The organism is Sphingomonas sp. Leaf62, assembly GCF_001421915.1.
In the GTDB taxonomy this organism is placed as follows: domain Bacteria; phylum Pseudomonadota; class Alphaproteobacteria; order Sphingomonadales; family Sphingomonadaceae; genus Sphingomonas.
Genome location: NZ_LMLN01000008.1, coordinates 1 through 24,445, shown reverse-complemented (window position 1 = coordinate 24,445; position 24,445 = coordinate 1). Strand labels below are relative to the sequence as shown.

General features: G+C 65.4%; 27 protein-coding genes. 2 read left to right on the top strand and 25 right to left on the bottom strand.

The genetic code is table 11. The features are described from left to right. The 18 genes from ASE91_RS20500 to ASE91_RS05390 form a co-directional block, all read right to left on the bottom strand. Positions 1–279: hypothetical protein (locus ASE91_RS20500; RefSeq protein WP_235530341.1), on the bottom strand; the 279-nt coding region annotated here is incomplete at its 3' end. A 349-nt stretch (positions 280–628) separates the two neighbouring features. Further along, positions 629–4,612: hypothetical protein (locus ASE91_RS05470; RefSeq protein ID WP_235530340.1), on the bottom strand; the 3,984-nt coding region annotated here is incomplete at its 3' end. Next, on the bottom strand, positions 4,609–10,155 hold the full coding sequence (locus ASE91_RS05465) for a phage tail length tape measure family protein (protein ID WP_056623657.1): 5,547 nt from the start codon (positions 10,153–10,155) through the stop codon (positions 4,609–4,611). The genes ASE91_RS05470 and ASE91_RS05465, both read right to left, overlap by 4 nt. 21 nt (positions 10,156–10,176) lie before the next feature. Then, entirely contained in the window at positions 10,177–10,539 is a 363-nt protein-coding gene (locus tag ASE91_RS05460) for a hypothetical protein (RefSeq protein WP_235530339.1), read from the bottom strand. 71 nt (positions 10,540–10,610) lie between these two features. Continuing rightward, on the bottom strand, positions 10,611–11,018 hold the full coding sequence (locus ASE91_RS05455) for a hypothetical protein (protein ID WP_056623652.1): 408 nt from the start codon (positions 11,016–11,018) through the stop codon (positions 10,611–10,613). Positions 11,019–11,117: 99 nt separating this feature from the next. Beyond that, positions 11,118–11,567 (bottom strand): hypothetical protein, encoded by a 450-nt coding sequence (locus ASE91_RS05450; RefSeq protein WP_056623649.1) that lies wholly within the window; start codon positions 11,565–11,567, stop codon positions 11,118–11,120. 68 nt (positions 11,568–11,635) lie between these two features. Further along, positions 11,636–11,848, bottom strand: coding sequence for a hypothetical protein (locus ASE91_RS05445; RefSeq protein ID WP_056623647.1), 213 nt, complete (start codon positions 11,846–11,848; stop codon positions 11,636–11,638). 2 nt (positions 11,849–11,850) lie between these two features. Then, positions 11,851–12,267 carry a hypothetical protein gene (locus ASE91_RS05440; protein ID WP_056623644.1) on the bottom strand — a complete coding sequence of 139 codons (417 nt, stop codon included), beginning with the start codon at positions 12,265–12,267 and terminating at the stop codon, positions 11,851–11,853. Next, positions 12,264–12,767 carry a hypothetical protein gene (locus ASE91_RS05435; RefSeq protein WP_056623641.1) on the bottom strand — a complete coding sequence of 168 codons (504 nt, stop codon included), beginning with the start codon at positions 12,765–12,767 and terminating at the stop codon, positions 12,264–12,266. Before ASE91_RS05435 ends, ASE91_RS05440 begins: the two co-directional genes overlap by 4 nt. A gap of 38 nt (positions 12,768–12,805) precedes the next feature. Next, complete coding sequence (locus tag ASE91_RS05430; RefSeq protein WP_056623638.1) at positions 12,806–13,162, bottom strand: phage head closure protein; 357 nt, start codon at positions 13,160–13,162, stop codon at positions 12,806–12,808. Further along, the gene (locus ASE91_RS05425) at positions 13,162–13,683 is read right to left on the bottom strand and encodes a head-tail connector protein (protein ID WP_056623635.1); all 522 of its coding nucleotides are present in this window, start codon (positions 13,681–13,683) and stop codon (positions 13,162–13,164) included. Before ASE91_RS05425 ends, ASE91_RS05430 begins: the two co-directional genes overlap by 1 nt. 4 nt (positions 13,684–13,687) lie before the next feature. Continuing rightward, the gene (locus ASE91_RS05420) at positions 13,688–14,086 is read right to left on the bottom strand and encodes a hypothetical protein (protein WP_056623632.1); all 399 of its coding nucleotides are present in this window, start codon (positions 14,084–14,086) and stop codon (positions 13,688–13,690) included. Between the two features lie 91 nt (positions 14,087–14,177). Next, entirely contained in the window at positions 14,178–15,545 is a 1,368-nt protein-coding gene (locus tag ASE91_RS05415; RefSeq protein ID WP_082453837.1) for a phage major capsid protein, read from the bottom strand. 18 nt (positions 15,546–15,563) lie between these two features. Further along, entirely contained in the window at positions 15,564–16,472 is a 909-nt protein-coding gene (locus ASE91_RS05410; protein WP_056623629.1) for a head maturation protease, ClpP-related, read from the bottom strand. After that, positions 16,472–16,648, bottom strand: a complete 177-nt coding sequence (locus tag ASE91_RS05405) for a hypothetical protein (protein ID WP_156357688.1) — start codon at positions 16,646–16,648, stop codon at positions 16,472–16,474. The genes ASE91_RS05410 and ASE91_RS05405 overlap by 1 nt, the downstream gene beginning before the upstream one ends. Next, complete coding sequence (locus ASE91_RS05400) at positions 16,641–17,948, bottom strand: phage portal protein (protein WP_056623623.1); 1,308 nt, start codon at positions 17,946–17,948, stop codon at positions 16,641–16,643. The genes ASE91_RS05405 and ASE91_RS05400 overlap by 8 nt, the downstream gene beginning before the upstream one ends. 11 nt (positions 17,949–17,959) lie before the next feature. Then, positions 17,960–19,774, bottom strand: a complete 1,815-nt coding sequence (locus ASE91_RS05395) for a terminase large subunit (RefSeq protein WP_235530338.1) — start codon at positions 19,772–19,774, stop codon at positions 17,960–17,962. Then, positions 19,767–20,195 carry a P27 family phage terminase small subunit gene (locus ASE91_RS05390; RefSeq protein WP_056623621.1) on the bottom strand — a complete coding sequence of 143 codons (429 nt, stop codon included), beginning with the start codon at positions 20,193–20,195 and terminating at the stop codon, positions 19,767–19,769. Before ASE91_RS05390 ends, ASE91_RS05395 begins: the two co-directional genes overlap by 8 nt. Positions 20,196–20,255: 60 nt before the next feature. Between ASE91_RS05390 and ASE91_RS21030 the strand changes: the two genes are divergently transcribed. Then, positions 20,256–20,549, top strand: coding sequence for a DUF2158 domain-containing protein (locus ASE91_RS21030; RefSeq protein WP_156357687.1), 294 nt, complete (start codon positions 20,256–20,258; stop codon positions 20,547–20,549). Here the strand turns inward: ASE91_RS21030 and ASE91_RS18690 are convergent. The 6 genes from ASE91_RS18690 to ASE91_RS05370 all read right to left on the bottom strand — a co-directional run bounded on the left by ASE91_RS18690 (position 20,518) and on the right by ASE91_RS05370 (position 23,094). Further along, the gene (locus tag ASE91_RS18690) at positions 20,518–20,868 is read right to left on the bottom strand and encodes an HNH endonuclease (protein WP_268795943.1); all 351 of its coding nucleotides are present in this window, start codon (positions 20,866–20,868) and stop codon (positions 20,518–20,520) included. The two genes, ASE91_RS21030 and ASE91_RS18690, sit on opposite strands and share 32 nt — an antisense overlap. Beyond that, on the bottom strand, positions 20,865–21,503 hold the full coding sequence (locus tag ASE91_RS05385; protein ID WP_056623619.1) for a DUF3164 family protein: 639 nt from the start codon (positions 21,501–21,503) through the stop codon (positions 20,865–20,867). The genes ASE91_RS18690 and ASE91_RS05385 overlap by 4 nt, the downstream gene beginning before the upstream one ends. Further along, positions 21,500–21,664, bottom strand: a complete 165-nt coding sequence (locus tag ASE91_RS19230) for a hypothetical protein (RefSeq protein ID WP_156357686.1) — start codon at positions 21,662–21,664, stop codon at positions 21,500–21,502. Before ASE91_RS19230 ends, ASE91_RS05385 begins: the two co-directional genes overlap by 4 nt. Continuing rightward, positions 21,664–21,927, bottom strand: coding sequence for a hypothetical protein (locus ASE91_RS05380; RefSeq protein WP_056623618.1), 264 nt, complete (start codon positions 21,925–21,927; stop codon positions 21,664–21,666). Before ASE91_RS05380 ends, ASE91_RS19230 begins: the two co-directional genes overlap by 1 nt. A gap of 149 nt (positions 21,928–22,076) precedes the next feature. After that, positions 22,077–22,676: a hypothetical protein gene (locus ASE91_RS05375; RefSeq protein WP_056623616.1), complete on the bottom strand. Its 600-nt coding sequence runs from the start codon at positions 22,674–22,676 to the stop codon at positions 22,077–22,079. A 7-nt stretch (positions 22,677–22,683) separates the two neighbouring features. After that, positions 22,684–23,094 carry a helix-turn-helix domain-containing protein gene (locus tag ASE91_RS05370; protein ID WP_056623612.1) on the bottom strand — a complete coding sequence of 137 codons (411 nt, stop codon included), beginning with the start codon at positions 23,092–23,094 and terminating at the stop codon, positions 22,684–22,686. Between the two features lie 259 nt (positions 23,095–23,353). Here ASE91_RS05370 and ASE91_RS20495 point away from each other — a divergent pair, with 259 nt between their 5' ends. Beyond that, positions 23,354–23,602, top strand: a complete 249-nt coding sequence (locus ASE91_RS20495; RefSeq protein WP_235530336.1) for a hypothetical protein — start codon at positions 23,354–23,356, stop codon at positions 23,600–23,602. A 42-nt stretch (positions 23,603–23,644) separates the two neighbouring features. On the opposite strand, the gene ASE91_RS19225 is transcribed toward ASE91_RS20495, so the two are convergent. Next, positions 23,645–24,310, bottom strand: coding sequence for a hypothetical protein (locus ASE91_RS19225; RefSeq protein ID WP_156357684.1), 666 nt, complete (start codon positions 24,308–24,310; stop codon positions 23,645–23,647). Positions 24,311–24,445: the final 135 nt, after the last annotated feature.

The window sequence follows — 24,445 nt, the reverse complement described above, 5'->3', positions numbered from 1 at the left end:
GAGCGGCGTTGTGCATCCCCATCGTTCCGCCCGACCGCGCTGATCCTTGACGCGCTCCCAAGCTAGGAAGCGCGCATGGGGCAACTCCGTATCGCCGGGCGCTGGTTCGAAGCCTGCTGCCTCTGTCCAACGCCAGACCTTCCCGGTCACCTCCTGCACGTCGCACGGCACCGGATGGCAATCTGGTGGTACGTTGACGAGTAAGGTTTCCAGATCCTGTGCCGAGATGGTCGACCGGACGACGCCATCTGCGTCCTGAACGATGGCGTACTGCTTCACCTCTTCAGCTCCGAGATCGTGACAGTCGGCGTAGCGATGGACTGGTTCTTGGGCGAATTGTTGGTGACCCGTACGATGTACGTGACCAACCCCTGACCCGGGGTGTCCACTGCCCAAAGGCTGAAGTACGGGGCCTCCTGAAAATCGCCCGTTGCGACCGCCGTATAATTGCCGTTGACGACCCGCAGCAGGATCACGCCGACCCGGTTGTCGGGTCGCGCCATCTCTACACTGTACGAACTGCCCAGCTTTACATCGATCCTCAAGGTACCACCGGCGCTGTTCAGCGATACGGTGGCGACGTCGGCGGTTTCATACTGGCGCAAGAACACGCCGTTGCCCGACGCGNGCCGTTGACCAGCAGGGTGCCATCCACGATCATATCGGCATCGACGTAGAAGACGCCGCGCTGGCCATTCGATTTTGACAGACGGACCCTTGTCGAACCGTCGCCGGTGGTCCCGACCACCTCCCAATATACCCCCGTGCGACCATCGGCGGCGGCTAGTACGGCAGCCTGCTGCTGCACCGTGGCAGCCGTGCCATTATACTCGCCACGCAGGGTCTGCACCGTCTGCGCCACCGCTCCGGCTTTCTCATCCGCGATTGCCGTCGCGCGGGTTTCAATCTGCGCCGCCAGTACGCGTTTGAGGCCGCTATCCGTGCCCAGATTTACCTGTGCTTCGAGCGCTTCGGTACGTGAGGCCGCAGCATACCGGTTCGGCAGATCGGCAATAACGTCTTCGCTGGACTTGATCCGAGCGTTCACCGTCGCATCGACATACGTGATCCGGTCGTTCACGTCGGACGTATACTGGTTCAGCGCACTTGGCTGCTGGCGCGACATCTGCGCTTCGAGGGTGGCCGTGCGCGATGCCGCAGCGTACCGATTCGGCAGGTCCGCCAGCACGTTCTCGCTCGTGGCAATCCGCGCCAGCACGCCGCCGGGGGCGTTCAGCGCGGCATCGGCCTTGCCCGCCTTGATCTCACCATCGGTGGCGGGGCGCAGCGCGAGGCGGTGCCAGACCATATACTTCGCGGCCATGCCACGACCGAAACCGGACCATCCATGCATGGCGTGCACGTTGATCTGGTCGCGGCCGTCGAGGTCGACCATCTTCGTCCAAGATCGGGTCTCGCCGGGCCGGTCACCGATGAGTCCGTTGATATCGGCATCGGAACAGAAGTCGATATTCCAGACGCCGTGCAACGTGACGCCGGCACCGCGCGCGCCCGAGCTGTCGAAGCCGGCGGTCACCTCAATGACCCACTTGCCAGCCCCGGCCGTGTAGATCGTCTGGAAGAAGCCGCTGTCGACCTCGGCCGTGTCGTTCAAGGTTTGGACGCAGAATTGTCCACCGCCGCGGCCCGGTGCGAGGCGGTTTGTCCGGAAGTTGCCGCTCGTACTCCAAAGGAACCACCGAGCGGGCAGTGTCGCGCCGTCCGGCCAGAAGTTGAAGTTGTCGTTGAAGACGATGCTGGTGCTGGTGGCCGATGCCGCCGCCTCCAGTGTCGTCGCGCGCGAACCCAGCGCGCGATCTGCGTCCGCATAGGCGCGCGTCACCTCTTCCGCCTTTGCACCAATCCGCGCGTCGACCGTCCCAAGGCTGGCTTCGATCGACTGCGCGCGTTCGGCAAATGCCGCGTCGGCGCGCGCGAGTGCGTCGGTCGTGTCTTTGACCCGCGCGACCGTGCCCAGCAGCACAGGCGAGGCGCGACCGACGCTGTACGGGTTCCACGTCGTCTGACCTTCGCGGACGGCCCCGACATACGGACGCAGGAACCATGCGTAACTGTCGGTATAGTCGCGGATCGTATCGAGCTTGCGCAGGATCAAATACGCGCTGATCGCACCATCCGGCACGCGTGCCGCTACAATCCCTGCACGGGCATAGAACGACAAGCTGTTACCCAGATTCTCGATTGGCCCAACGATCGGCGACGGAATTGCAGTAAGGTACCCGCCGGCCGCATCGCGAAATGCCAAGAAGGCGGTAACCTGTGCCCGGTGGCAGTTCACCAGCGCGGAAAACTGCAAATAATGGCCAGCGGTGACGGGGAAGGTCGCGCTTGCCCATTCGAGATACGCCGACCCGTCACCACCGTTCGGTGGCCCATATTGGAGGATCGACAGCACATTCTCGCCGACCGGATGATAAGGTTCGCCAGCAGCATTGAGGCCGAAATACGGGGGAGCATTCAAAGGACCGCCGGGCGCATGGACCCCGGTCGACCAACCGTCCGTCGTCACCAAATCGCTGTTCGGCACCATGTTGCCGCCGCCAGTGGAAAAAGTCGCCTCCACCGTGTCGACACGCCGCCCAACGGCCGCGTCGCGATCGATCGCCGTCGTATCAACGCGTTTGATCTCGGCCCGCACGTCGCGGTCGTCATAGCCGCCTTCCGCCACGATGCTGTCGATCCGCCGTGTGAGGGCGCGGTCAGCGTCGGCATAGGCGGTCGTGATCTGCTCGGCCTTCGCCGCGATCCGGCTGTCGACCGTGCCGAGGCTGGCCTCGATCACCTCCGCTCGCTGCGCGAATGCTTCGTCGGACCGGGCGAGCGCGTCGGTCGTGACTTTGACGTCCGCGCGCACTGCATCGTCGCCGTCCTTTACGCTGGCGGCAACAGTAGCGACCTCGCGCCCCAGCGCACGATCTTCATCGGCCCGGACCGTTTTCTCGGTGGCGATCATCGCGCGAAGGTCACGGTCATCATAACCGCCGCTTTCGGCCACGATCGAATCGATCCGCCGGGTCAGGGCTTCGTCGGCCCCCTGCGCCCGGGATGCCTCGGCGGCGAAGTCGCGAACGGCGTCCTCGAGCACCCGATCAGCTGCATCGATGCGGGCGTTAGCGTCTGCAGCCGCCCGGTCCGCATCCTGCCGAGCAGCAGTGATCCGATCATTCGCGGTTGCCACGGCGAGGTTGACCGCTGGAATGACGACATCGTTGATTTCGTCGACCAACGCCAGCACGGCATGGGCGGGCCGGCCGCCTACAGCACTCGTGTCCTTCGACGTGTTCTCGCTGGTCTTGTCGGCTCCGTCCTTTGGTTTGGTACCGTCCGGGTCAGTGATGTCGGGCCATGCCACCGGCCCGCTGCCGCCGATCGGCGATAGTTTTGCCGCCCTGCTCAACCCATCGATTTGCAGCGACAGCTTGCTCGTCGCTTCGCCGACCTCAATCGAGGCTTCCTTGAAGAAGCCGTAGATCGTGAGTGCCTCGTTGCCTTCATCGCCGATCCAGAGCGTCGGGGTGGCGCGCACGCCGGCGATCCGGTCGAACACCGTGTCGACGGCGTCGGACCGTATCCGGGCGCTGGCCTGCATCCGCTTCGACCATGCGCGCTGGACGATCGTCACCTCGCCGAAGTCGTCGACCTCCTTCCGGCTATAGTCGGTGATGCCGGCGGTCGGGCTGGCCTCGGTGACACCCAACGCGACGGTATGTCCGACCAGCAGCGTGCCGACCGACACCGAGCCGCCGCCAGCGATCGTCACGGTCACCGAACCCCCGGGCAGATCGCTGAACACCATCGCAGCGGTGCCGATCGCCAGCGTCCGGTCATAACCCTGCGCCTGCACGTGGACGGTAGTGCCGGCGACATCGAGGAGCGCGATCGTGTTCGCGGTACCGGTCGCGAGGGTGACGACGATCGGCGCGGCGGCGGTGGTGGCGCTGCCGAGCGCCTGATCGAACATCGCCCATCGGTTGGTCGGTCCGATATCGATCCATTTTCCAACCGATCCGGTTGGATCGTTGCCGACATTGCCGCCGGCAAGGCTCTCGAACACCCGGTGACCGACCCGGACCTTGGCACCATCGGTATAGGTCGTCGTCGAGACCCACGCCGGCGCATCGTTCTCAGCGACGCTGGTGGCGGTCAGCACCGCGTCCGTCATCGCCAGCGGCCGGACCATCTTCAGCGCAGAGACCATGCCTTCCGGCGCAGGATCGCCCCCCGGATCGGCGCGGACCTCGGATTCAGCGAGACCGTCGACGCTCAGCGAGCAATAGGACTGCGGCGGTACCGCCAGATCGATTTCGAACTCTTTCAGCAGCCCGCGCACCGACAGCGCGCGCCACCGATCGTCCGCCACCCACAACGCCGGCGTGGCGCGCAACTCGGCAAGCCGCGACTGGACGCGGCCCGCCTCCTCAAACGGGAGGGCGAAGCGGAGCGACATGCGACGCGAGAAGCCGCGGCGCACGACCGTCGTCACCCCGAAGTCGTCGGTCACCCGGCGACTATAGTCGGTGATGGCGATCGTCGCCGCGGTCTCGGTCGTGCCGAGCGCGATCGTCGATCCGTTGTCGAGCGTTACGATCATGCAGCCTGCGCCACGCTGATCGCGTCGCCGCCGCTGTCGGCCGTCACCGCCTCCAGCACCTTCGCCGATCGCCCGGCCGCGCTGGCGGTCGCAGCGTGGCCGGTGTTGTTGTCGGACCGCATGCCGGCGACTTCCTGCCGCAGCGCCTCCAGCTGGCTTGCCATCGATGCCGCGGTGTCGTTCGCCGCCGGTTGATTGGCAGCCGCCGCGGTTGCCGAGGCGGCGAGAATCGCCGCGTTCGTCGCCGCGGCCGACCGGCCGGCGATCGCCGCCTGCGTCGCTTCCAAGCTCGCAGCGGTCTGTGCCTCGATGCGCGCCAGCTCCTGCCGCGACGTCGCCTGCTCGGCCGCCGCCTTCAGCAGCGCTTGGCTTAGCCCGGGCAGCGACTTGGCGGCATCGATGTCGCCGCCGCGTGCCGAGGTGATCGCGGCGTTGAACGCCCCCAGCATCGTCGCGAAGCTGCCGCCGCCGGCGGTGTCGAGACCGCGGATGCGCTTCACCTCGTCGAGCAGGCTGTCGCCGACCGACTTCCACGCCTGCCGCAGATCGTCGGCCGCGCGCGCCGCCTCCTTGGCATCCTCGATCGCGTAAATCTGCTGCTGGAGCGCGCGGTTGCTGGCATCGAGCTTCGCCAGCTCAAGCGCGCGGATCGCGGGGGTATCACCGTTCAATTCCAGCAGCCGGCGCTGGAGGCCCTCGCGTTCGGCCAGCACGTCGGCCGCCGACTTCGCGCCGTCCATCGCCGCCTTCAGCTCGGCGAACGCCGGCGCGATCTGGAGCAGTGTCGCATAGGTCGCCTGACCCGCGGCCGTCGTCAGATCCTGCGCCTCGACCAGCGAGCGGAACGCCCCGATCGTCGCCGGCATCGTCGTGCCCATCCGGACGAACACGCCATCGAGCTGGCGCATCCGCGCCGCATTCTGTTCGGCGGGGGTGTAGAACGATTTGAAGTAGGCGTCGGCTGCGGACGACATCGCAGCGAGGCTGTCGAACTGGTCGGCAATGCCCATTTTCGCGTCGATGCCCAGCGCACGCGCCGACATGCCGAGCTGGTCGAGGGATACGGTCACCGCCTCGACGGTCGAAGCAACGCGGACCAGCGTTTCGAAGGCACCCTCGCCGACCTTCTGGAATCGATCGATGCCCGGGAACGCAGCGTCGGCCATCTTATCGGCGGCGGCACCGAAGACTGCAGTCAGCTTCTCAGCGATCTGCTCGCCGGTCAGGCCCTTCAGGTCGATCTTGCCGATATCGACGACGAAGCTCGACAGCCGCGCCTCGACGGCCGCGGTCGATTCACCCAGTGGCCCGGCCGCCGCGCCGATCGCGCTCGCGAAGCTGCCCAGCAGCAGGGTGAACTGCTTTTCGAGATCCGCGTCGGCATCGCCGTATTTGGTCGAATAGGATTTGCCGGTAGTGATGCCGAGGAATTTCTTCTTCTTCTCGACATCGGCATAGGTCGACGCATCGAAGCCGCCGGTCATGATGCTGCCGACCGTCTGCGACTTCGCCGACAAGCCCGATGCGATCACGCTGGTCGACGCGCCGAACAGCGACCCAAGGACAGAACCGATCCCGTTCAGGATGCCGCCGATCACCGGGATCTTGCTGGCGATGCCCCAACCGGTGGTCGCACCCTTCAACAGAGATCCGGTGGCGTCCGACTGGAAACCCTCGCGAACGTTCGGCCCCATGTCGCCGGCGCGCACCACCGCCGTCGCGACGCCGCCGATCTGGCTGTCGATCGACCGCAACGACGCGGCCATCTCGCGCGCGAAGCTGTTGGTCAGCGTGTCGACCTCGCGGAGCTGGTCGATCGCGCGCTTGACCGATTCTGACTGCGCCTTGGTGTCGCCCAGCACCGTACCCGAGCCGTCGTTGGCCTTGTCGAGCCGGTTGCGCGACGATCCGCCAAACGAGCCGACGACTGACACGCCCATCGCCGCGATCGCGGCGGCGGTCGCCGCGCCGGCTGCGATGTTTGCCGGGAAAGGGAGGGTGGAGATCGCGGTGATCACTGCTTCGGTCGCTTTCGCGGCAGTCCGTGCGACGCTTGTCGCGATCTTGGCACCGGTCTCGACCGCGTCCTGCGCGACTGCCCTCACCGACATGGCAAATTCAACCGCGCGGAACGCCTTCTCAGCAACCGACAGGACGGCGAAACCCTTCGACTTTTCGTCGAAGAAGCCTTTCGCGGCGGTCGTCATGTCGCCGTAAAAGCCGATCTGCATCGCCGACGATCGACGGTTGAACAGATCGTTGATCTGCGTCGTCCGCCGCGCCTTCAACTGTTCGTCGGTAATGTCGGAAAGCGAACGCAGCTCGGCGTCTCGCGCAGCGGTGAGACGCTGCTGGTCGGAGATATGACTGGTGAAGATCGCCCCCATGTCGCCGAGCGCGCGGCCGGCCTCGCCAAATGCTTCCGACATGCCCCGCGCCGCGTTGCCCGCGTTGGTCGCGATCGTGTCGAAGAGCAGCCCCTGATGCTCCAGCTCATCGTTGAGCGCCTTCGCCTGCAAGCGGACCTGCTCTTCGCCCTTCGCGATCTCGACCGCGTTCTCGACCTGCCGATCGCGGAAGAAGCCGGGTGGATAGGTCGCAGCGGCCTCTCGCTCGGCACGCCGGCGCACCATCGCAAGCGACCGGGCGGCATCGGTTTGCCCGATCAGCGCCAGTTCCGCCTTCAGGTCACCGATCCGGTCGGTAGCGGCGCGGTCCTGTTCGAAGAAGCGTTTGCCAAGCTCCGCCCCGCGCGCCGCGTCCTGCGCCCTTTTCTGGTCCTCCAGCGCCTTGGTCGCGCGGTCCGCCTCGGTCTTGAGCCCTTTCTGCTGTGCAGCCTCCTGCGCGGCGAGTAGCGGCAAGGCGGCGATCCGTTCCTGCACGATCTGCGCGGCACGCTCGGCGGTGACATTGCCATCGGCCAGCATCGCGTTGACCTCGGTCTGGATGCGCGCCTCGTCCTGCATGACAGCACTCGATCGCGCCGCCTGCGCGATGCGCTCGGCCACAGCGAGCTGGATCTGCCGGGCGACGGCCGCGGCGGTGTCGCCACGCTTCTTGATCGCCGAACTCTCGGCTTTGACCTGCGCTTCGGCGATCAGCGCCGCGCCGCCCGACACGCCATAGGCGTCGACCAGCTTGTAGGTATTGGCGATCTGCACCGCCATCGCCTTGGCTTCGTTCTGGAGCTGCTGTGCGTGACGATCGGCACCGTTGCCGCTTTCCAGCGTGGCACGCGTGCTGGCGGCGGTTGCCAGCTCCTGCGACTGCGCCGCGGTGATGAGCTTGCCGCGGTTCTGAAGTTCGGTGCGCTGCGCGGTCAGCGACGCAACACGCTTCCCGTCTTTGGCATCCTTGGCACGGGCCAGCGCGACGTCGAGGCGGGCGAGCTGGACCTGTCGTTCTCCTTCGGGAATGAACGTGCGGACGGCGTTCGAATACTGCGCCTGCGCGGAACGAGCGCGGGCGAGCTGGTCGGCCGACAAGCCGGCAGCAACGCCGTTGTCCTTCAGCAACCCGTTGATCCGGCCGAGATTGACACGCATCTCGTTCAGGCCGCCAGCACCGGTCACGTTGTCGACGATCGACATCGTCCCCGACGCCCGCGAGCGGGCCTGCGCATTGCTGGTCGCAGCCTTTTCGCGCTCGAGCTGCGCCTTCAGCCGGGCAATCTCGTCATCATATGGCTTGGTGTTGCCGCCGCCGAGCGTGCGCTGTTCGAACCGATACTTGTCCTGATACGCTTTCTGCAGCTTATCGAGCGTGCTCCCCCCGCCGAGCGCGATATCGATCGCGCGGCCCATCTCGGTCCATGCTTCCGACGCCGCGTCGCGGATCGAGCGCCATGCGAGGGTCAGCTTGCCGGCATGATCGGCGGCACCGTCGAACGCCGGCTCCAGTCCCTTCAGCAGCGCCGCCTGCGCACCGTACAAATCGTTCTGCTCGACGAGCTGCCGGATATGCTCGACCTGCGCCTGCGACAGCGCACCGAACTTCGTCGCCAGATCCTGCGCCCCCTTGATCGGGTCTTGGAAGGCAGCGCCGAGCGTCTGCGTCGCGCCGGCGGCGTCGGTACCGGTCGCGGCGGCGAAATCGCGGGTCAGCAGGATCAGATCCTGCATGACGGGTTTGCCGATGCCGCCGAGCCGGACATACCCCGTCTCGATCTCGCGCGCAGCGACGACGGTGACGTTGCCGGCACGCGCAGCGCCCTCGGCAATACTCTCCATATCCTGCGCGGTCAGCAGCGCTGCGCGTCCGGCACCCTGCGCCAGCGCCTCGAATTCATGGATCGCACCGGCATATTCATGCCATGCAGCCGCAGCCGCGAGGATCGGGCCGACGGTGACGGCGACGACGCCGGCGAGCGGTGCCCAGCGCATGGCAAGCGTGCCCAGCTCGCTGGCGAGACCCTTGGCCCCGCCCTGCGCCTGCTGGAACACCTGAAAGACCTGCCCGCCCTGCGTGGCGACCACCTGAAAGGCGCTCGATCCGGACAGCAGCATGGTGATGGCATCGTTCCCTTGGAACGATAGCTGGGTCAGCGACTGGCCGACGCGGCGGTTCGCATCCTCCAGCTGCTGCGCCCCGGCGTTGGCACCGGCGACCGACTGTGCGTGCCGGTAGAGCGCGTCACGCGACATCTGCACCGACTGCGCATATTCCTTGTGGCCGAAGACGCCGGCGGCGAGCAGCCGCTCGGCCCGTTGCAGCTCGTCGTCGAACCGGACCTGTGCCGCGTACATCGGGTCCATCGCCGATCGCAGCATCTGCGCGTCGGTGGCCAGTTGCCGCTCGGCGGCACTGGCAGCGCGAGCGGCGTCGGCCTGTTCACGCATCGCGCGAGCATTCGCCCGGGCAGCGGCAGCTTCCTGCTCGGCCATCATCCTGTCGAGGGCACCATAGCTCGCGCCGGCGTCGATTGCCCGAACCCGGCCGACGCCGGTGGTGCGCTCCAGCGCGGCCTCGATATTGGCACGCTCGGCGAGAATGTCGTTCTGCCGGCGCAGTTCGGCGATCAGCTCGCGCTCGGCGATCGCCTGCCGGCGGGTAACCTCCAGGACGCGCGCGCGCTCCTCGGCGACCTTCTTTTCCGCCGCGGCTTCTGCCGCCGCGTCCGACGCCGCCTGCCGGCCGCGCGAGGAGGCAAGCAGCCGATCGGCAAGCTCGAGGTTGCCGAGCTTGGCGGCGTGCAGCGCCAATTCCTCGACACGCGTGTCGCGCAGCTCGTCACGGGTCTTGCCCAGCGCGGCGGCCTCGCGATCGAGTTGGCGGATCATCCGCTCGCTGGCGTCCTCGAGCCTCTTCTTCTCGAGGCTGGCACGGCGCATCTCGCGCGACGTCGCATCGCCGAACGCGATGATCTGCGCGGTCGCGCGACCGGTATTGATCATGCTGCCGGTGGCGCGCTCGATATCGTTCGCACCGGAAAGGACGCGATCATGGGTCACGTCCATGGCAGCATCAATGCGCGCGAGCGCGCCGATCGAACCACCATATTCGATTTCAAACCCTACGCCGAGGGAGGGTGCGGCATCTTCCATGTCGGTCTCCCTCGGTTCGGGTCAGTTTCGGCGGAACAGGGCCAGCAGCGCCGCTTCTTCCGAAGCACGCTCTTCCGCGGTGACAGGTGCCCGCCATGGCGGCGGGCAGGCCTCTTCCTCAGCGCGGCGGCCTTCGGCGACATACGCGACGGACAGCGCGTGGATCGTACGCGATTCCCAAGGGCACAGCGTGATGCACGACGACTTCTGCCACTCGTTGATTTCGAGCCAGCTCAGCGCGGCGGGGGCCATGCCCCCACCCGCAGTCATGCCGATCTCGATCCATCGACTGATCATATGCGGAAGGCGGTTGGGCGGCATCGCTACCGGCACCTTCCGCGCGTTCATGGCGGTCAGTCTGCTGACCGGCTTGTAATTCGCCATCGCGGCGCGCTTCGATCCTTCCGGCGGTTTCGGCGTGGCATGCAGCCACGCCAGATACCGCGCGTAGAGCGTCAGCTCGTCGGCGAGGCCGGCGTAAAATTTCCCCAGTCGTTGAGGAATTTGTTCGCCTGCTGGACGAGGAAGCCGAAGCCCGGATCGCGATAGACCGCCTCATGCAGATCGCGGCCGGACAGATCGCCATGCGTCAGGTTTTCGAACCCGATCGTCAGATCGGCGAGATCCTCGACCGCTTCGAACCGGCGTTCGTCCGACGTCCGGGCGACGATCTTGCCGTCGTTATCGTTGTGCCGCTTCACCGACCGGGCGAGCTGGCGCGTTTCCAGTTCCGCGAACGGGCGCGATGCCGGGCTGTGAAAGATGATGCGGACCGGCTTGCCGTCGTCGAACAGCAGCGCGCCGGCAGCATCGCGCACATGCATCGCCGCCGACATGGCGACCTTCAGCTTCGAAACGTCCATTAAAATACCTCTCGCGGGTGTCGCACCGACCCGCCCCGACACCCGCGAGGTAGCGGGACGGGCCGATGCAGGGAGCATCCGGCTGCGCCGGAATGGGGGTTAGGAAGCGGCGACCTCGACCGGCTTCGAGCAGATCTCAACGACCGGGGTGGCCGTGGTGACGGGATCGGCACCATCGATGGTGATCGGCCAACCGAACACGCGACCCTGAAAATAGACCTTGGTGCCTGACTGGAGGGTCACGCGGAACGAGTAGAGCTTGTTGCTCTCGTCGTTGCCCGCGGTCTTGGCGAGCGCCTGCCCGGCGTCCGTTTCGTCCAGCGCAAACTGCGGCGACACCGACCCGTAATCGGCGCTGCCCTTCAGCTTCTGCTTGGCACCCTTGAGGGGCTGAAACTCCGTCTTTGCGAAGGTCGCACCGATCTGGCCGATCTTTTCGCAGTTACCGGCCTCGGTGAAGGTCAGGGCGGCAAAGCCGGTGGCATCCTGCGTTGCGGGCGCGGCGACGCAGATTGCGATCGCCGAACCTGCACCGGTCTGAAGAGCCATAGTCTATCTCCAATGGGAATGGCCGGCAGCGCCGGCGGGGGCGTGCCCGGTCAGCCGGGCACGAGGGATCAGGCCGCCGCTTCGGCGTCCGGCTTTTCCGACGTCGCCAGACCTGCAACGCGGTAGTTTTCTGCGGTGCCAGCATCGATGCCGACCAGCTCGGCGTTCTTCTCGAATGCCCGGCCGGTGCCGGCGTCGGTGAATTCGCGCGTTGCGTAGAACGGGGTGGCCTTTGGTTCGCTGGCGGCGACGGCGGTGGTGGTCTTCGTCTTCGGGTCCATATTCATGCTCCTGCTGCTTCCTCGGGGGCGTCGAAGCTCACCCGGAAATCGTGGGTCTGTTCGAAGGAGTTGGCCGGCCCCGCGATGTCGGGACCGGCACCGGCCGGCAGGATCGAAACCCGTTCAGCGCCGGCGATCGCACCGGACCGCGCGAGGCAGACGGCTCTGACGCGTCGCAGGATCAGCTTCTGATCGAGGTAATTCTCGGCCCGGACCGTGACCGCCACCCGCTCGGTCCACCGGACCATGCCCGTACGTTTCAGCGGCTGCCGCTCAATCAGACTGATCGTGCGGATCAGCAGCGCAGGCAGCTTTACGATGTCGGGAAGGCGGCCGGTCTTGATGTTCTTCCCCGGTACCATGGCGGTGACCGGGGCGGCCTCACGCAACACAGTGCCGATGATGTCAGTGCCGATCATGGGTCGCTGTCTCCCGGATCGGGGGCGATGCCGGCACGGCTGACACGGGCGTTGATGTAGGCCTGCGCCGCCGCCTTCGCCTCGACCTCTTTGAGATCCATCGCCGGCCGGAAGATGGGGTGCGGGTCGGCCCCGGGATGGTGAACCGTGCGGCCGACAGGCTTGCCGTTGATGACCAGCGTGCCCTGTTCCCGGGCAAGGTAGTTGATCCGCGACGCGGTCATGCCCTCGCGCTGGCTATCGTCGACGGTGATGAAGTGCGGTTCTGTACCCCACTCCTGCCATCTCGCTAGGCTGTAGGCCCAACCGTTCTGCGCCTTCGGATCGACACCGACGAAGGCAGTCACATGGCCTTCACCACGTCTGGTCTTAACCGTGAGCGCGGCAGCGACGTCTGGCGATCGGGACTGACTCTTGGCTTCGTCGGCAACGACCTTCGCGCCGGCGCGCGCGGCACCGGGCAGCAGGCTCCGCACGATCTGCCCGGGGAGCTGCGCCATGTACCTGCGAACAGCGTCGCGGCCTCGAGATCGCGCCATCAGGCCGGGTTGCCGGCCGTCGAATAGCTTTCGACCATGAACTCGACCGCTTCACGGCGACCGATCTCCGCCGGACCGGCGACGATTTGCATAATTCGCCCACCCATTACGAAGCGCATGTCGGACGAGACATCCTGCCGGTACCGCATCCGGACCCGCGCCGGGCGGGTGGCCACGTTGATACCGCCGGCCAGTTGTTCGGCACGGCTCGGCAGGACGTCCTGCACCTCTGCCCATACCATCGCGACCGGTGCCCAAGTCCCCGAGCCGGCTCCGTGCAGGCTGTCGTCGGCGATCGGCCGCTCGATCGTGATCCGATCGCGCAGCCGGCTCGCCAGACCCTTCCCGACCGCCATTAAAGCCGGTGCCGGCGGAAGCTGCGGCAAAGCGAGCGCGCGCGTGCCTCGCTCGCGGCGAATACCTCGCCGCCCTCGCGATCGGCATCGTACGCCGCGATCAGCAGCAGCATGGCCCGGCGCAGGTTGCCCGGGACGTTGCCCGGTTCGTACCCGGCGCGGACGGTGACGCGGAGCTGCTGGTCGGCCGAGGTCATCGACCATCCACTGGTCGACCGGATCGTGGCGGGGCGGCGCGCCGTGTCGAGCGCTCCGATCACCGACACTTCGGTCCCGTCTTCGTCGACGACGGCGATCGCCAGCGCCGCGGCCGACGCGATCGGCCATGCCCGGAGCGTCACGACGCGACCGGGCACCCGGAACGTCTCGACGGCATCGCCGGCGATCAGCGTCTGCCCGGTATAGGTCTCGACCCATTCCCGGGCATCGCGGATGTATCGAGCAAGATCGGCATCGCGTGACGCGTCGCCGTCCATCCGGATCTGCGCACGCGCCTCCTCGATGCCGATCGGCTCGACCACTGGATCAGTCTTCCGCCGACGACGCGAGCGCCGCTTCGACGATCTGACGACCGCCGGTCAGCGGATCGTTGAAGTCGATCCGGTTCATGACCTCGGTCGTCCCGGCGCGCAGGTCACCGTCGACGGCAGGGTGCAGCGGTTCGAAGGCCGGCGTTTCCACCGGCGGGATCTGCGGACCGTCCGCCGGCGTAACCGGCTCGATGGTTTCGATCACGTCGTCGGTACCGCCGGCGGCGGCCGACAGGGCAGCAAGGGCGCGGCCGATCGCCTTGTCGACGCCGGACCGTCCCTGCCCACTTTCCTCCATCACACGCAGGTCGGCCAGCTGCTCGGCCGTCAGCTCCTTCAGGACGGTGGTGATCGCCTCGACAGTCCCGTCGAGAATTTCGTTCAAGTCGCGCATGCGGATCTCCTTGGCTCGCCAAAACCGCGCAGCGTCGCCCGCGGCTTTGGAGAGCCGGGCCGGCCACGAGGCCGGCCCAGCAGGGAAAGGATCAGGCCCCGATCTTGATGATCTTCATGGCGTCGGGGTTTTTGACGCCGCCGCCGACGCGCTTCGTCACGTAGAAGCAGATGTACGGTTTGTTCGTGTACGGATCGCGCAGGATGCGGACGCCGATCCGGTCGATGACCAGATAGGTCTCGCGCATGTCACCAAACGCCAGCGCCAGTGCGTCGGCGACGACGTTCGGCATGTCGGGCATGTCGACGACCGAATAACCGGCGAGGGTCGAGGGCTGGCCGGCAACGAAGGTCGGCTGCCAGAGGTAGTTGCCCTGTCCATCCTTCAGCTTGCGGACCGACCCGAGCGACGCGCGGTTCATGAAAAACTTCGCGTTCTGCGAATAGATCGCCGGCAGCTTGTAGATCACGTCGACCAGCTTGTCGGAGGCGATCCCGGTCGCATTGCCGCTGGTCAGCACGTCGATCGCGCCGAACGGATGCCGCGCAGCGGCCGTACCGCCAACGGCATAGTTCAGGAAACCGTGCGGCTTGTTCACGCCGTCGCCGGCGGTGAAGGCGATGCCTTCCTGCCGCGAAAATTCAGTCTCGATCTCGTCGATCAGCCAGCTTTCGAGATTGATCTCGGCATCGTCGAGCACGTCCTGCGACGCTGCCGCGTTGGCATAGAGCTGGCCCAGCCCGAAGCCGAGCGCGGTGAACTGCGGCGTTGCGGTCGCGGGGCGCGAGGCGGTCTCACCGACCCAGCCACTGCCGACGCCGCGGTCCGTGAACAGCTTGGTGAAGGCGGCCTTGCTGATCGAGATGACCGTCGATTCCGAGCGCATCGGCGAAATCAGCTTCAGCCGACCGGTGATCGAGCGATCCCATTCGTTCGGCGTCAGCAGGCCGCCATCGGCCGGGACGCCTTCCGACATGGCAGCACGAACGCCCGCCTTCTGCGCCGCGGTGAGCTTGAGCTCGTCCTCGCGGCCGCCGGCGCGCATAAAGCTCGCAAAGGCGGTCGAATATTCCGGATCGACCGGCTGTGCGGTCAGGCCACCGTTCATGCTCGCGGCCGCGATCTGGGTGGCGTGCTCGTTCAGCGCGGCTTCCAGCCCGTTCATGGTCGCATTGATCGCGTCGAGCTTGGCCTGCACCTCAGCACTGTCGGCCTTCTTGCCGACATTGGCGTCGACAGTCGCTTTGAACTCGTTGTGCGCGGTCTGGAGCGCGGCGATCATCGCCTTCGGGTCGCCCGACACATCGGCGCGGATCGTCGTGCCGGTCAGGGCGCGCGGCATCGCCAGCGTCGGGGGGGCGAGCGTCAGCGCCGGCTTTGCGGCGGGGAACAGCGCGCGGAACGGGGCAGCGAACAGCGTCGCGACCGCCGAGAGGGCGGCGCGGTTGGTCATTTTCATGGAGATCAGCCTTTCGGTTTAGCTGCGGAGGTCTGCGAGCAGTGACGCCATGGCGGCGGTCAGCTCGGGGTCTTCGCCGCCAGCGTCCGGCGTGTCGGCGGTGTCTTGGGCAGCGCCGGGCGTGCCCTTGATGCTCTTGATGCGGGCACGGGCTTGGCTGCGCGTCGCGCCGCCGGCCATCAGTGCGAGTTCCATCGCGCGCACGTCGTTGACGCTGCGATCGGCCGCCTTCGTGCCCTCATCGGTCTTGGTCTGGTCGGCCGCGAGCAGCTCGTCAGCGAAACCACGGTCAATCGCGGTGGTGCCGGACATGTACGTCTCGTCATCCATCCACTTCGCGCATTCGGCGGCGGTCTTGCCGGTCCGTTGCGCGTAGACGTCGGCCATGGCCTGATCGAACGGGGCAAGGAACGAGGAAACTTCGGCCATGTCGAGGCGGTTGCCAGCGGCCACGACCCAGCAATTGTGGATCATGATGAAGCTGGCAGCGCCGATCATCACCGTATCGCCCGCCATCGCGATCACTGAGGCGGCCGATGCCGCCATGCCCATGACCTTGATGGTGATCGCCTGCGGATGCTCGCGCAGGATGTTGTAGATCGCCAGCCCCTCGAACATATCTCCGCCGGGGCTGTTGATCTGCACCTCGACCGGGCGATCGCCGATCGCGCGCAGCTGCGCGGCGACCTTCTTCGCGGTGATACCGCCGCCGCTCCACCAGTCCTCACCGATGACATCGAACATGGTGATGACGTTGTCGCCGGATTCGAGCGCAGCCGGGCGAACGCCGGCGGCATCGGCGTTCCAGCGGTCGAGGACCGGTGCCGGCGTGAACGCCGAGACGCCGCGCTCGGCGGGGATGGGGAGTGCGCCGGGGCGCTGACGCGCGAACACGGTGCTGAGAAGGCGTTGGTGACGGAGCCGCATCAGCCCTCCTCCAACATGCGGTTGAGGAGCGCGTTGACGCGTTTGGTCGCGCGGCTCTCGACCTCCATGGCATCTGTGACCGCCTGCTGCGCCGTTGCCAGCGTCGCGCGCTTCTCGACCAGCGTGGCTTTCGCCTGCCGGACCTCGGCGATAATGCCCTCCAGTTCCTCAAGCATCTTCAACTTCCTTGGGTGCCGGCGCGGGCTTGCCCTTGGGCAATCCGCCGCCGTCCGAATGGGGGTTCAGTTCGAAGGCAGCGCGGACCTCGTTGGGCTCCATCCACGCGCCGTTGTTGCCCAGCGCCTTCGAGAAGAAGGCGGCCTGCTCGGTCAGCGACCCGCGCAGCAGCGCGCCGTCGTTGAACTTCACGTACAGCTCGTCGGCGTCCTGCTCCGCCTCGGTCAGGCATGACCGCTCGATCGCCTGCTCCCACGCGACGAACCACTTCGTCAGGCAGTAGGTGACGAGGAACAGGCCCAGCTCGCGGATGCCGCTGCCCCAGCTGGTCTCGTCCATCATCAGCAGCGGCCGGGGGACATCGGTGAACCGCGCAACGTTTTCGACCTGGCGCTTTACGGTCTCGTCGGTCTGGCTGCTCTCGGGCGTCGCGAACGGCTTTGCCGTTGCGCCGTCTTCCAGCAGCAGCCAGCTGCCGGCGTTGTCGGCACCGCTATGATCGTCGCGCAGACTGGCCCGCAGGCGTTCGAACGCGTCGTCGTCGAGATCCTTGCCGTCTGGAAACTCGATTGCGCCGCCGGCCATCATGCCGGTCGACATCAGCTTCGCGAGCGCGCGATCGGCAGTGGCGGCGAGGCCGAGCGATTCAAACGCGACATCGAGGAGGCCGAGCCCCTTCAGCCCGTCCTTGCTGATCGGGTGGCGGAAATGGAACACATCCTTCGCCTGAAGAGTGACCGTCGCGCCGTTCTTCGGCCGGTACCGGAAGGTCAGCACCCAATCGTCGGACAGGATCGGGTCGACCGTACCGCGTGCCATCGGGATGAGTTGCAGGACGGCCGGCTTGCCCCCGCGCAGGCCCCAGACGATCCGCGCATAGGCATTGCCATCGAGCAGCGCGACGGTCTGCATGTACGACTTGAACTCGAATGCCGTCTGAAATTTGTTCGGGCGTTTGTGGAGCACCCGATAGAGCGGATGATCCTTCGCCTTGTCGGTCGTGCCATCCGCCTTCCGACGATGCAGATGCGTTGGCAGCATGCCGATCGACGACGCGATCAGGTTCACTGCCCGGAAGAATGCGCTGTTGCGCAAGGCCAACCGCTCGCCGACGACGACGCCGGTCGTAGCCTGACGCCCGCCGTTTACGAAGTCGCGAAACTCCGGACTGTCGAAGTCCATCGTCGTGAAGGCCTGCACCGGGCCGCCCGGTGCGACAGGAAGCGTTGCGCGCTGCTGCTGACCGGTCGATCGGCGATAGCCGGACGCGCGCCGATACTCGTCGGGAGATACCGTCATCCGCTCTCCCTTCAGATCCGTCGGACGCCGCGCGATGCGTAGACCGACTTCTTCTTCGGCTTTTCCATCGCGCTGGCGGCACCGACCGCCATGGTGGTGGTCACCATACCGTCGATCCGCCCCCGCGATTTTGCCTTCTCGAAACAGCGATTGCCCTGCCCATCGGCATCGAGGACCGCGCCGGCCGCGCAACTGTAGGTGACCGGGGAATCATCAATGACGATCCGGCCTTCGAGGATGTGGTCCTCGGTCTTCGTGATCGAATGCGGCATGCAGAGCTGCCGATCTTCGAACATCACCCGCTTGCCCTGCGCGTGGCTGACGATCTTCAAGCCGCGGCCGGCCGGTTTGTCCGGCCCTTCGTACCGCCACACTGAGAGGCCGACGATGCCACACGCTTCGATGAAGCTGGTGATGAACGCCGGGTCGACGACCAGCTCTTCGACGTCCTGCTCGGCGTCCAGCTCCGCAACCTTCATGGCGACGAAGGTGTAGTCGATCGTCGCACCCGGCGTAGCGACGAGAAAACCGTCCTCGACCCAATCGAGATAGGGTGCCTTGTCCGCGTCGGCGCGATCGCGCAGCCCTTCCTGCGTCGTCCAGTACCACGTCTTCACCGCGATCGGCGCGTCGTCGGTCGCCTCCCATGCGGCACTGACCGCGGTAAGGTCGTTCTTCTTCGACAGATCCATCGACAGGTAGCAGCGCCGCCCGCGCATCGCCTTCGGATCGACCGGCCCTTGGACCGCCGACCACTTCTCCTCGTCGATCCAGAAGTCGGCCGACGCCGTGTCGATCCCGAAATACAGGCGCTTCACACTCGACTTGGTCGACGGCCGGAGCTGCGCGCTGGCGACCGTCTCGCGGATATTGTCCCACGGGAAGGTCTCGCCGATCGCCGGCAGCGACTTCTGCCAGCAACCTTCATTTTCGAACACGTTCTCGCGATCGGCCTTGTCGACCCGGAAGATCAGCGAGAACGCACTGTCATCGCGCGCTTCGCCCTTCGCGATCGCTTGATACATCTCCGAATAGGAGGTGCCGACCTTCTGCGACGTGCCGGGCGTGTTCGTGCCCAGCAGCATCAGGGCGTTGCCGGCGACCTTGTCGACTGCGCGCTTCCACGTCTCCAGCGAGGCGTCGCTCTTGAATTCGTGGATCTCGTCGCCGGCGACATAGCTTGGTCGCGGTCCTGACTGCGCCTCGCCACTCGCGATCGGTTGGAAAAATGAACCGGAATCGGGATGCTCGATCTTCCACGCGTTCTGCAGCTCGCCACGAATGACGACCTCGCCCAGATTATCGAGGCTCTCACCTTCCTCGGCACCCGGGATCGGCGCGCGGCACATCGCCACTGCGTCTCGAAACAGGACGTTCGCGGTCGCCTTGTCCTCGCCGATCGCATAGCACTGCGCCCGGGCGATGTCGCACCAGCCCATTATGTAGATGCCGATGGCACCCATCAGCGGCGATTTGGCCTGCCCCTTTCCGGATTCGAGCCAGCCCGACCGGAAACGCCACCGGTTTACGGCGTTGCGCCACCCGAACAGGCTTCCGATCGCGAAGGTATGCCACTCCAGCGGGTAGAATGGCTTGCCCTCGGACGGGCCATCGGTGACCTGAAACACCGACGGCAGGAAATTGATTGCGTGGGCGGCCTCGTCGGGACGCCAATAAATCCCGCGACGCTCGCCGTCGCGCATGTCGCGTAGGTGCCGCTCGGCCGCGTGCCGGGCCAGCTCGCCGACCGTGAACAGCTTCCCGTCGACCGCAGCGCGTGCCCATGCCGTTGTCGGATCGGGGTCCGACAGGAACCGGTTAGCCACGGTCCTTCAGATACCCCGCACCCATCACCCGCCGCACCTTCTTCGCGACGATGCCGCCGGCGCTACGGTTACGCGGCGAAATGCACAGCTCCTTCTCGATTGCCGCGGCCTGCGCCGCCGCGTTCGACATGGTCGTCCACCATGGATTGTAGGACGGCACGCCGGTCTTCTTGGCCTTCATGACCGGGCCGGACTTCAGCACTTCGCGCGCCGAAATGTCATAGGTGACGTAGGCCACAACCAGACGCTTCACCGAATGCGCGTTCACCACTGCCAGCTTTTCGGCACCGCGCATCTCGCTGATGATCGACTGCCAGTATTGGCCGGCGACGTCGCGATCCGCTTGGCGACCGAACACGGTCCGCCAATTGGGTTCGGGCGGCACACCATCGCCACCCTCGATCGCAACGACGTTAGACATGGCGACCTCCCCGGCGATCGGGCCGAAACCCTCCCCCCCTAAAAATTGCTCTCGCTGCGCATGGCGGGGCGGTTCGGTGTCCGGTCAGGACCGCCCCAGACTTATCGACCGGGGGTGCCTTGCGCCGCTCACATCGCCGGGTCACGCTTCACTCTCCGCGAATCGCCGCGGATCAGGGAGTTCACAGTAATGTTCAGCGTAGGGGATGTTGTTGTTTTGAGATCGGGTGGACCAAGCATGACGGTCCTGTGGTCGAACGATAGTGAAACCTGTTGCACTTGGTTTCCGACAAGTCAGTCGCTCGAACCAGCAATCCGAAATTTTATGTCCGGCGTTCTGAAGAAGATTGACTGACGCCGCACGGCGCCGACGACCTGTTCCAAGGGTGGTCGGCGCTCGTAGGGCGACCGCTGCGGTCCACGCCCTTCGCCTTGACCGGCTCACGATGTCCGAACTGCTCAGCGGTCGCCTCGACATGGCAAGGGTCGCAGAGGTTGCGGGTGTTCTCGTCCTCGTCGCTGCCGCCCAGCGCCAGCGGCACGATATGGTCGACGACCGTGGCCAGCACCGTCCGACCGCGATCGCGGCATCGCTCACAGAGCCCGTCCGTTCGTTCGAGGCGGTGCTGGCGCTGACGCTGTCCGGCTCGGCCGCGAAGCCGCTGGACGATCAAGCCGAGGCGAGGTCGAGGGTAATCTGCTTCCAAGGCCCGTCACGACGATCGCGCCGGTAGAAGCGGATGTACTCCTTCGATCCCACGATGCGCATGGACTCACGGATAGCGTCCATGGCGCGCTTCCAGCGCGGGTCAGCGATCTCCGAGCGCAGCAGCATGAAAAGTTCGGCACGGTTGATCTGGCCTTCCTTCTCAACCGAGAAAGCCCGGTTGACGATCGTCCGCAGCTCAGCACCGCTACCGCTTGCCCATTCGGTCAGGCATTCGTCGATCAGCGCCTTGGCCGGTTGCAGCTCCGGACCGAATTCGAATAGGTCCGCGACAGCGACCTGTACCTTCATCATCCCATCGAAGGTGGTCAGGGTGATGTTGCCCTTCTTGCCCCCAAGCGCGGCACCGTGGGACTGCGCCAGCAGCCCCATGAACGCCTGCACCCGATCGAAGGCGTCGGCCTTGAACGCGACGAGCGTGTCCGACTGTGCCTGCGCCCGACTGATCATCGCTCGCACCGTCTCGTCCATCAGCAGGTCGCTGGCCTTGATGGTCGCGATCGGAGTGAGGTTGCCGCGGGCATCGGGCAGATACTGTTCGCCGTTGACGTCAACGGCGGACGGGTGGCGGTGACCTGTCATGCCGACATCACCTTCGACGCGACCGACATCAACGCGTCGATCGGTAAGGCCGAGAGGATCTCGCGCAGCAGGCTGACGGGCACGCCCACCAGCGCGTCGTCCGGGTGGCCGGCGTTGACCGCCTGTTCGATCTGCTCGCGCGGGGTTCGGGGGGATGGCATTACCATGCTGCTCTCTGGCCGTCGGCGCTCACATAGAGCGGCGGATTGGTGGGGTTGGGCCGCTGGCCGCGGAAGGCTGCGACGATCAGGGCTGCGATGGCCTGCGCCTCGCACTCCATCTCGTCATATTCCGCGACGCTAGGCCGCCCCAGACGCGCCCGATGCGTCAGTCTGTCGATCCGGTCGGTTGCGCGATCGAGCTGATCGGCGATCGTTGGGCGCGTCTGGTCGGCGCGATGCTGGCGGGATTGGTCGTGAGCCATAGGATCAGCCTCCCCCGACGCAACGACGCCCGCCGGTCCCAAGGGGGGAGGACCAACGGGAGTCGGGCACAGCTGTCGCGGGGTCGGATTAGCGGGTTACGTGACCGCTTTTGGACCTGCACATACGTGCAGTGTACGCTTGTGCAGGTCTAGCAACGCTTCCACCGATCGAGCGCGGTAGTCAGGACGCCGCGCGCCCGACGGTTGGACATGCGCCACCGTTGTGCCGCGGTCGTCAAAGCCATGTCGTCGACGATTATCGCCAGCAGCATCTGACCGTGCACCCCGACAGCTTTGCGCCAGCTGTCGTAGGCGCGCTCGCGGATCACTGCGGCGATCGGCTCGGCCGATGCCGCCAGCGGGCCGCCGCCGGTACCGCGCACCTCATAGCTGGCAATACGGACGGCGACGTCGGCAACGGTCGCTTCATAGGCGGCAGCGATATCCTGCGCGGCGGCGAGCTGGTGCGCGTCGATCGCGCCGCTCGCAACGAGGCGGGCGAGCGATCCAACACGACGGGACGCGACGGCGTGGTGGTGATGCGTCTCAGGTGTGCCCTGCGCTTTGTGGGAATAGTCCTCGCGAAGCTGTACGATCTCCTCGATACCGGGCGCGAGGCGCACGACCGGCGGGACCTTCCCCTTCCTAGCCTTGTTCCGTCCCGGCTTCGGCCGCGGCCGGCCGAGCACGAGATGCTCGAACCGCTGGCGCTCGCGCTCGGTGGTGGAGATTGCCGGCATCAGCGGCACGCGGGTTTCAGGCTGAAGGCTGGCTAGAATCATCCGCGCGACGATGCTCGATCACCGCCACGATCGGTAGCTGCACAAGCGTAGAGGGGCTGATCCGCATAATGTCTTCATCGACGGTAAAGCCGTAGCCGCGCAGCCGTTGGATCGCGATGTAACGCTCCAGCCCCGGCACGGTCAAAGCCCGCTGCGCTCCCGGTGTTTGCTGTACCGCCCCTTCCTGACGAAGCAGCGAGATGAGCTGACGCGCCCGAGACTTTGCCACGCCGAGGTGCCGGGCGATCTCTTCCAGCGACGGACTGCGTCCGCTCGTTACCAGCTCGCCGACGACAAAGATGAAGGCGTCCATTTTTCGCGTGGAGCCGACCACACGCAACGCATTACCCGTCTCGATCAGATGCGCGACGATGAACGGCAGCATCTCGAGTGTTCGTGACCGGTCCCCGACCGGCTCAATCATCGTCATTCGCCAACCCCAGCCCCTGAGGCGGTTTAGCCGAATTCCGTGAATGTTCTATGCTTCGCAGCGCAGCGGCGTCCTCCAACATCGACGGACCAATGCGTACCGTAGGATCGCCCGGATAGGGCAGCGCTGAAGACGGCCGCCGTCCACATTTGGAACAGGTCAGCCGATCCACGAAATAGCCGAGCGGCATCGGCCATTTGCGCGTCCGCCGCACATGGTCGACCTGCTCGCCATCGAGGATCGCTTGGTTCCCGCATCTGCACAGGACGCGCAGGTTCGCACCAAACCGGATCAGGTCGAAGGTCGTTCGGAAGCTCTTGTTCCCCATCAGGAACAGGAAGCGAACGAAATCCAACAATGCAAGGCCTGCCGAAACTGGGCCGGGCGGCCCTACGATGTTGTTGCCCCGGCCACGCCCCATCCCGGCGGGGCGCTAAGGCAAGGCCAGCTCTGCGACGCATAGCGGAGGGGGCAGCGCGGTCGGGTGTAAGTCATTGCACTAGACTTATCGGAATTTGGAACCGGGTAACTCTGCCTTTTGTGGGTCTGTCAAACCAAGCTCCTTAGGAATCGCGACCATTAGGTTGTTGTAGGCCTCGGTTGCATGCGGACAGAGAGTACCGTGGGTAGCAGTCCATACCTCTTTGTTGAGAGCCATTGTACGCACGTTGTCAGACAGGGAAAGAAAAACTACCTCTTGAAAGTAAAAACTTTCTGAAAAGTATACTTTATTGATAGCAAGTTTGCTTGATAGCAAATTACTTCGTTCCGCCGCGTAGATTGCCCACTTTGTTTTATCCTTCTCTAAAAATACGGATTGGCAAGATCTAACAGCGAAATTATTTATCTCTTCTATCGCAGGCAATATTTCATCTAGAATTTTAGCCCGCTTCCCCACAAGATACGTCATACTTGCGAGACGTACTTGCCGCGCATTGTCTGCGATCTCTCTTTTTGCCGCCGCCTTGGCAGCCAAAATCTGCTGATGCTCGGCTTGCCTTGCAGATTGATGGGATAGGAAAGCGCCAACCGCGAAAATCATAAGCGGCGTTGCCGTAGAAACCGTCAGCTTTGCGACTTCCAAAGTGTTCCAGACATTCTTCGGCTCGGCGACAAAATCATCGCGGTCCCGCAATCGACGCCATCTCGCAAGCCCCGCCCCGATTCGCATACTTCCTCCCTGTGCGAAGAAGCTACCGCCCAAACTTTATTTCGTCGATAACGGTTTAACGGCGGACGTACACTCCGCCATCGTCGTACTAAAGCCGCAGGAAACCGTGATTCCGGTAAGGCGCTTTACCGGAAG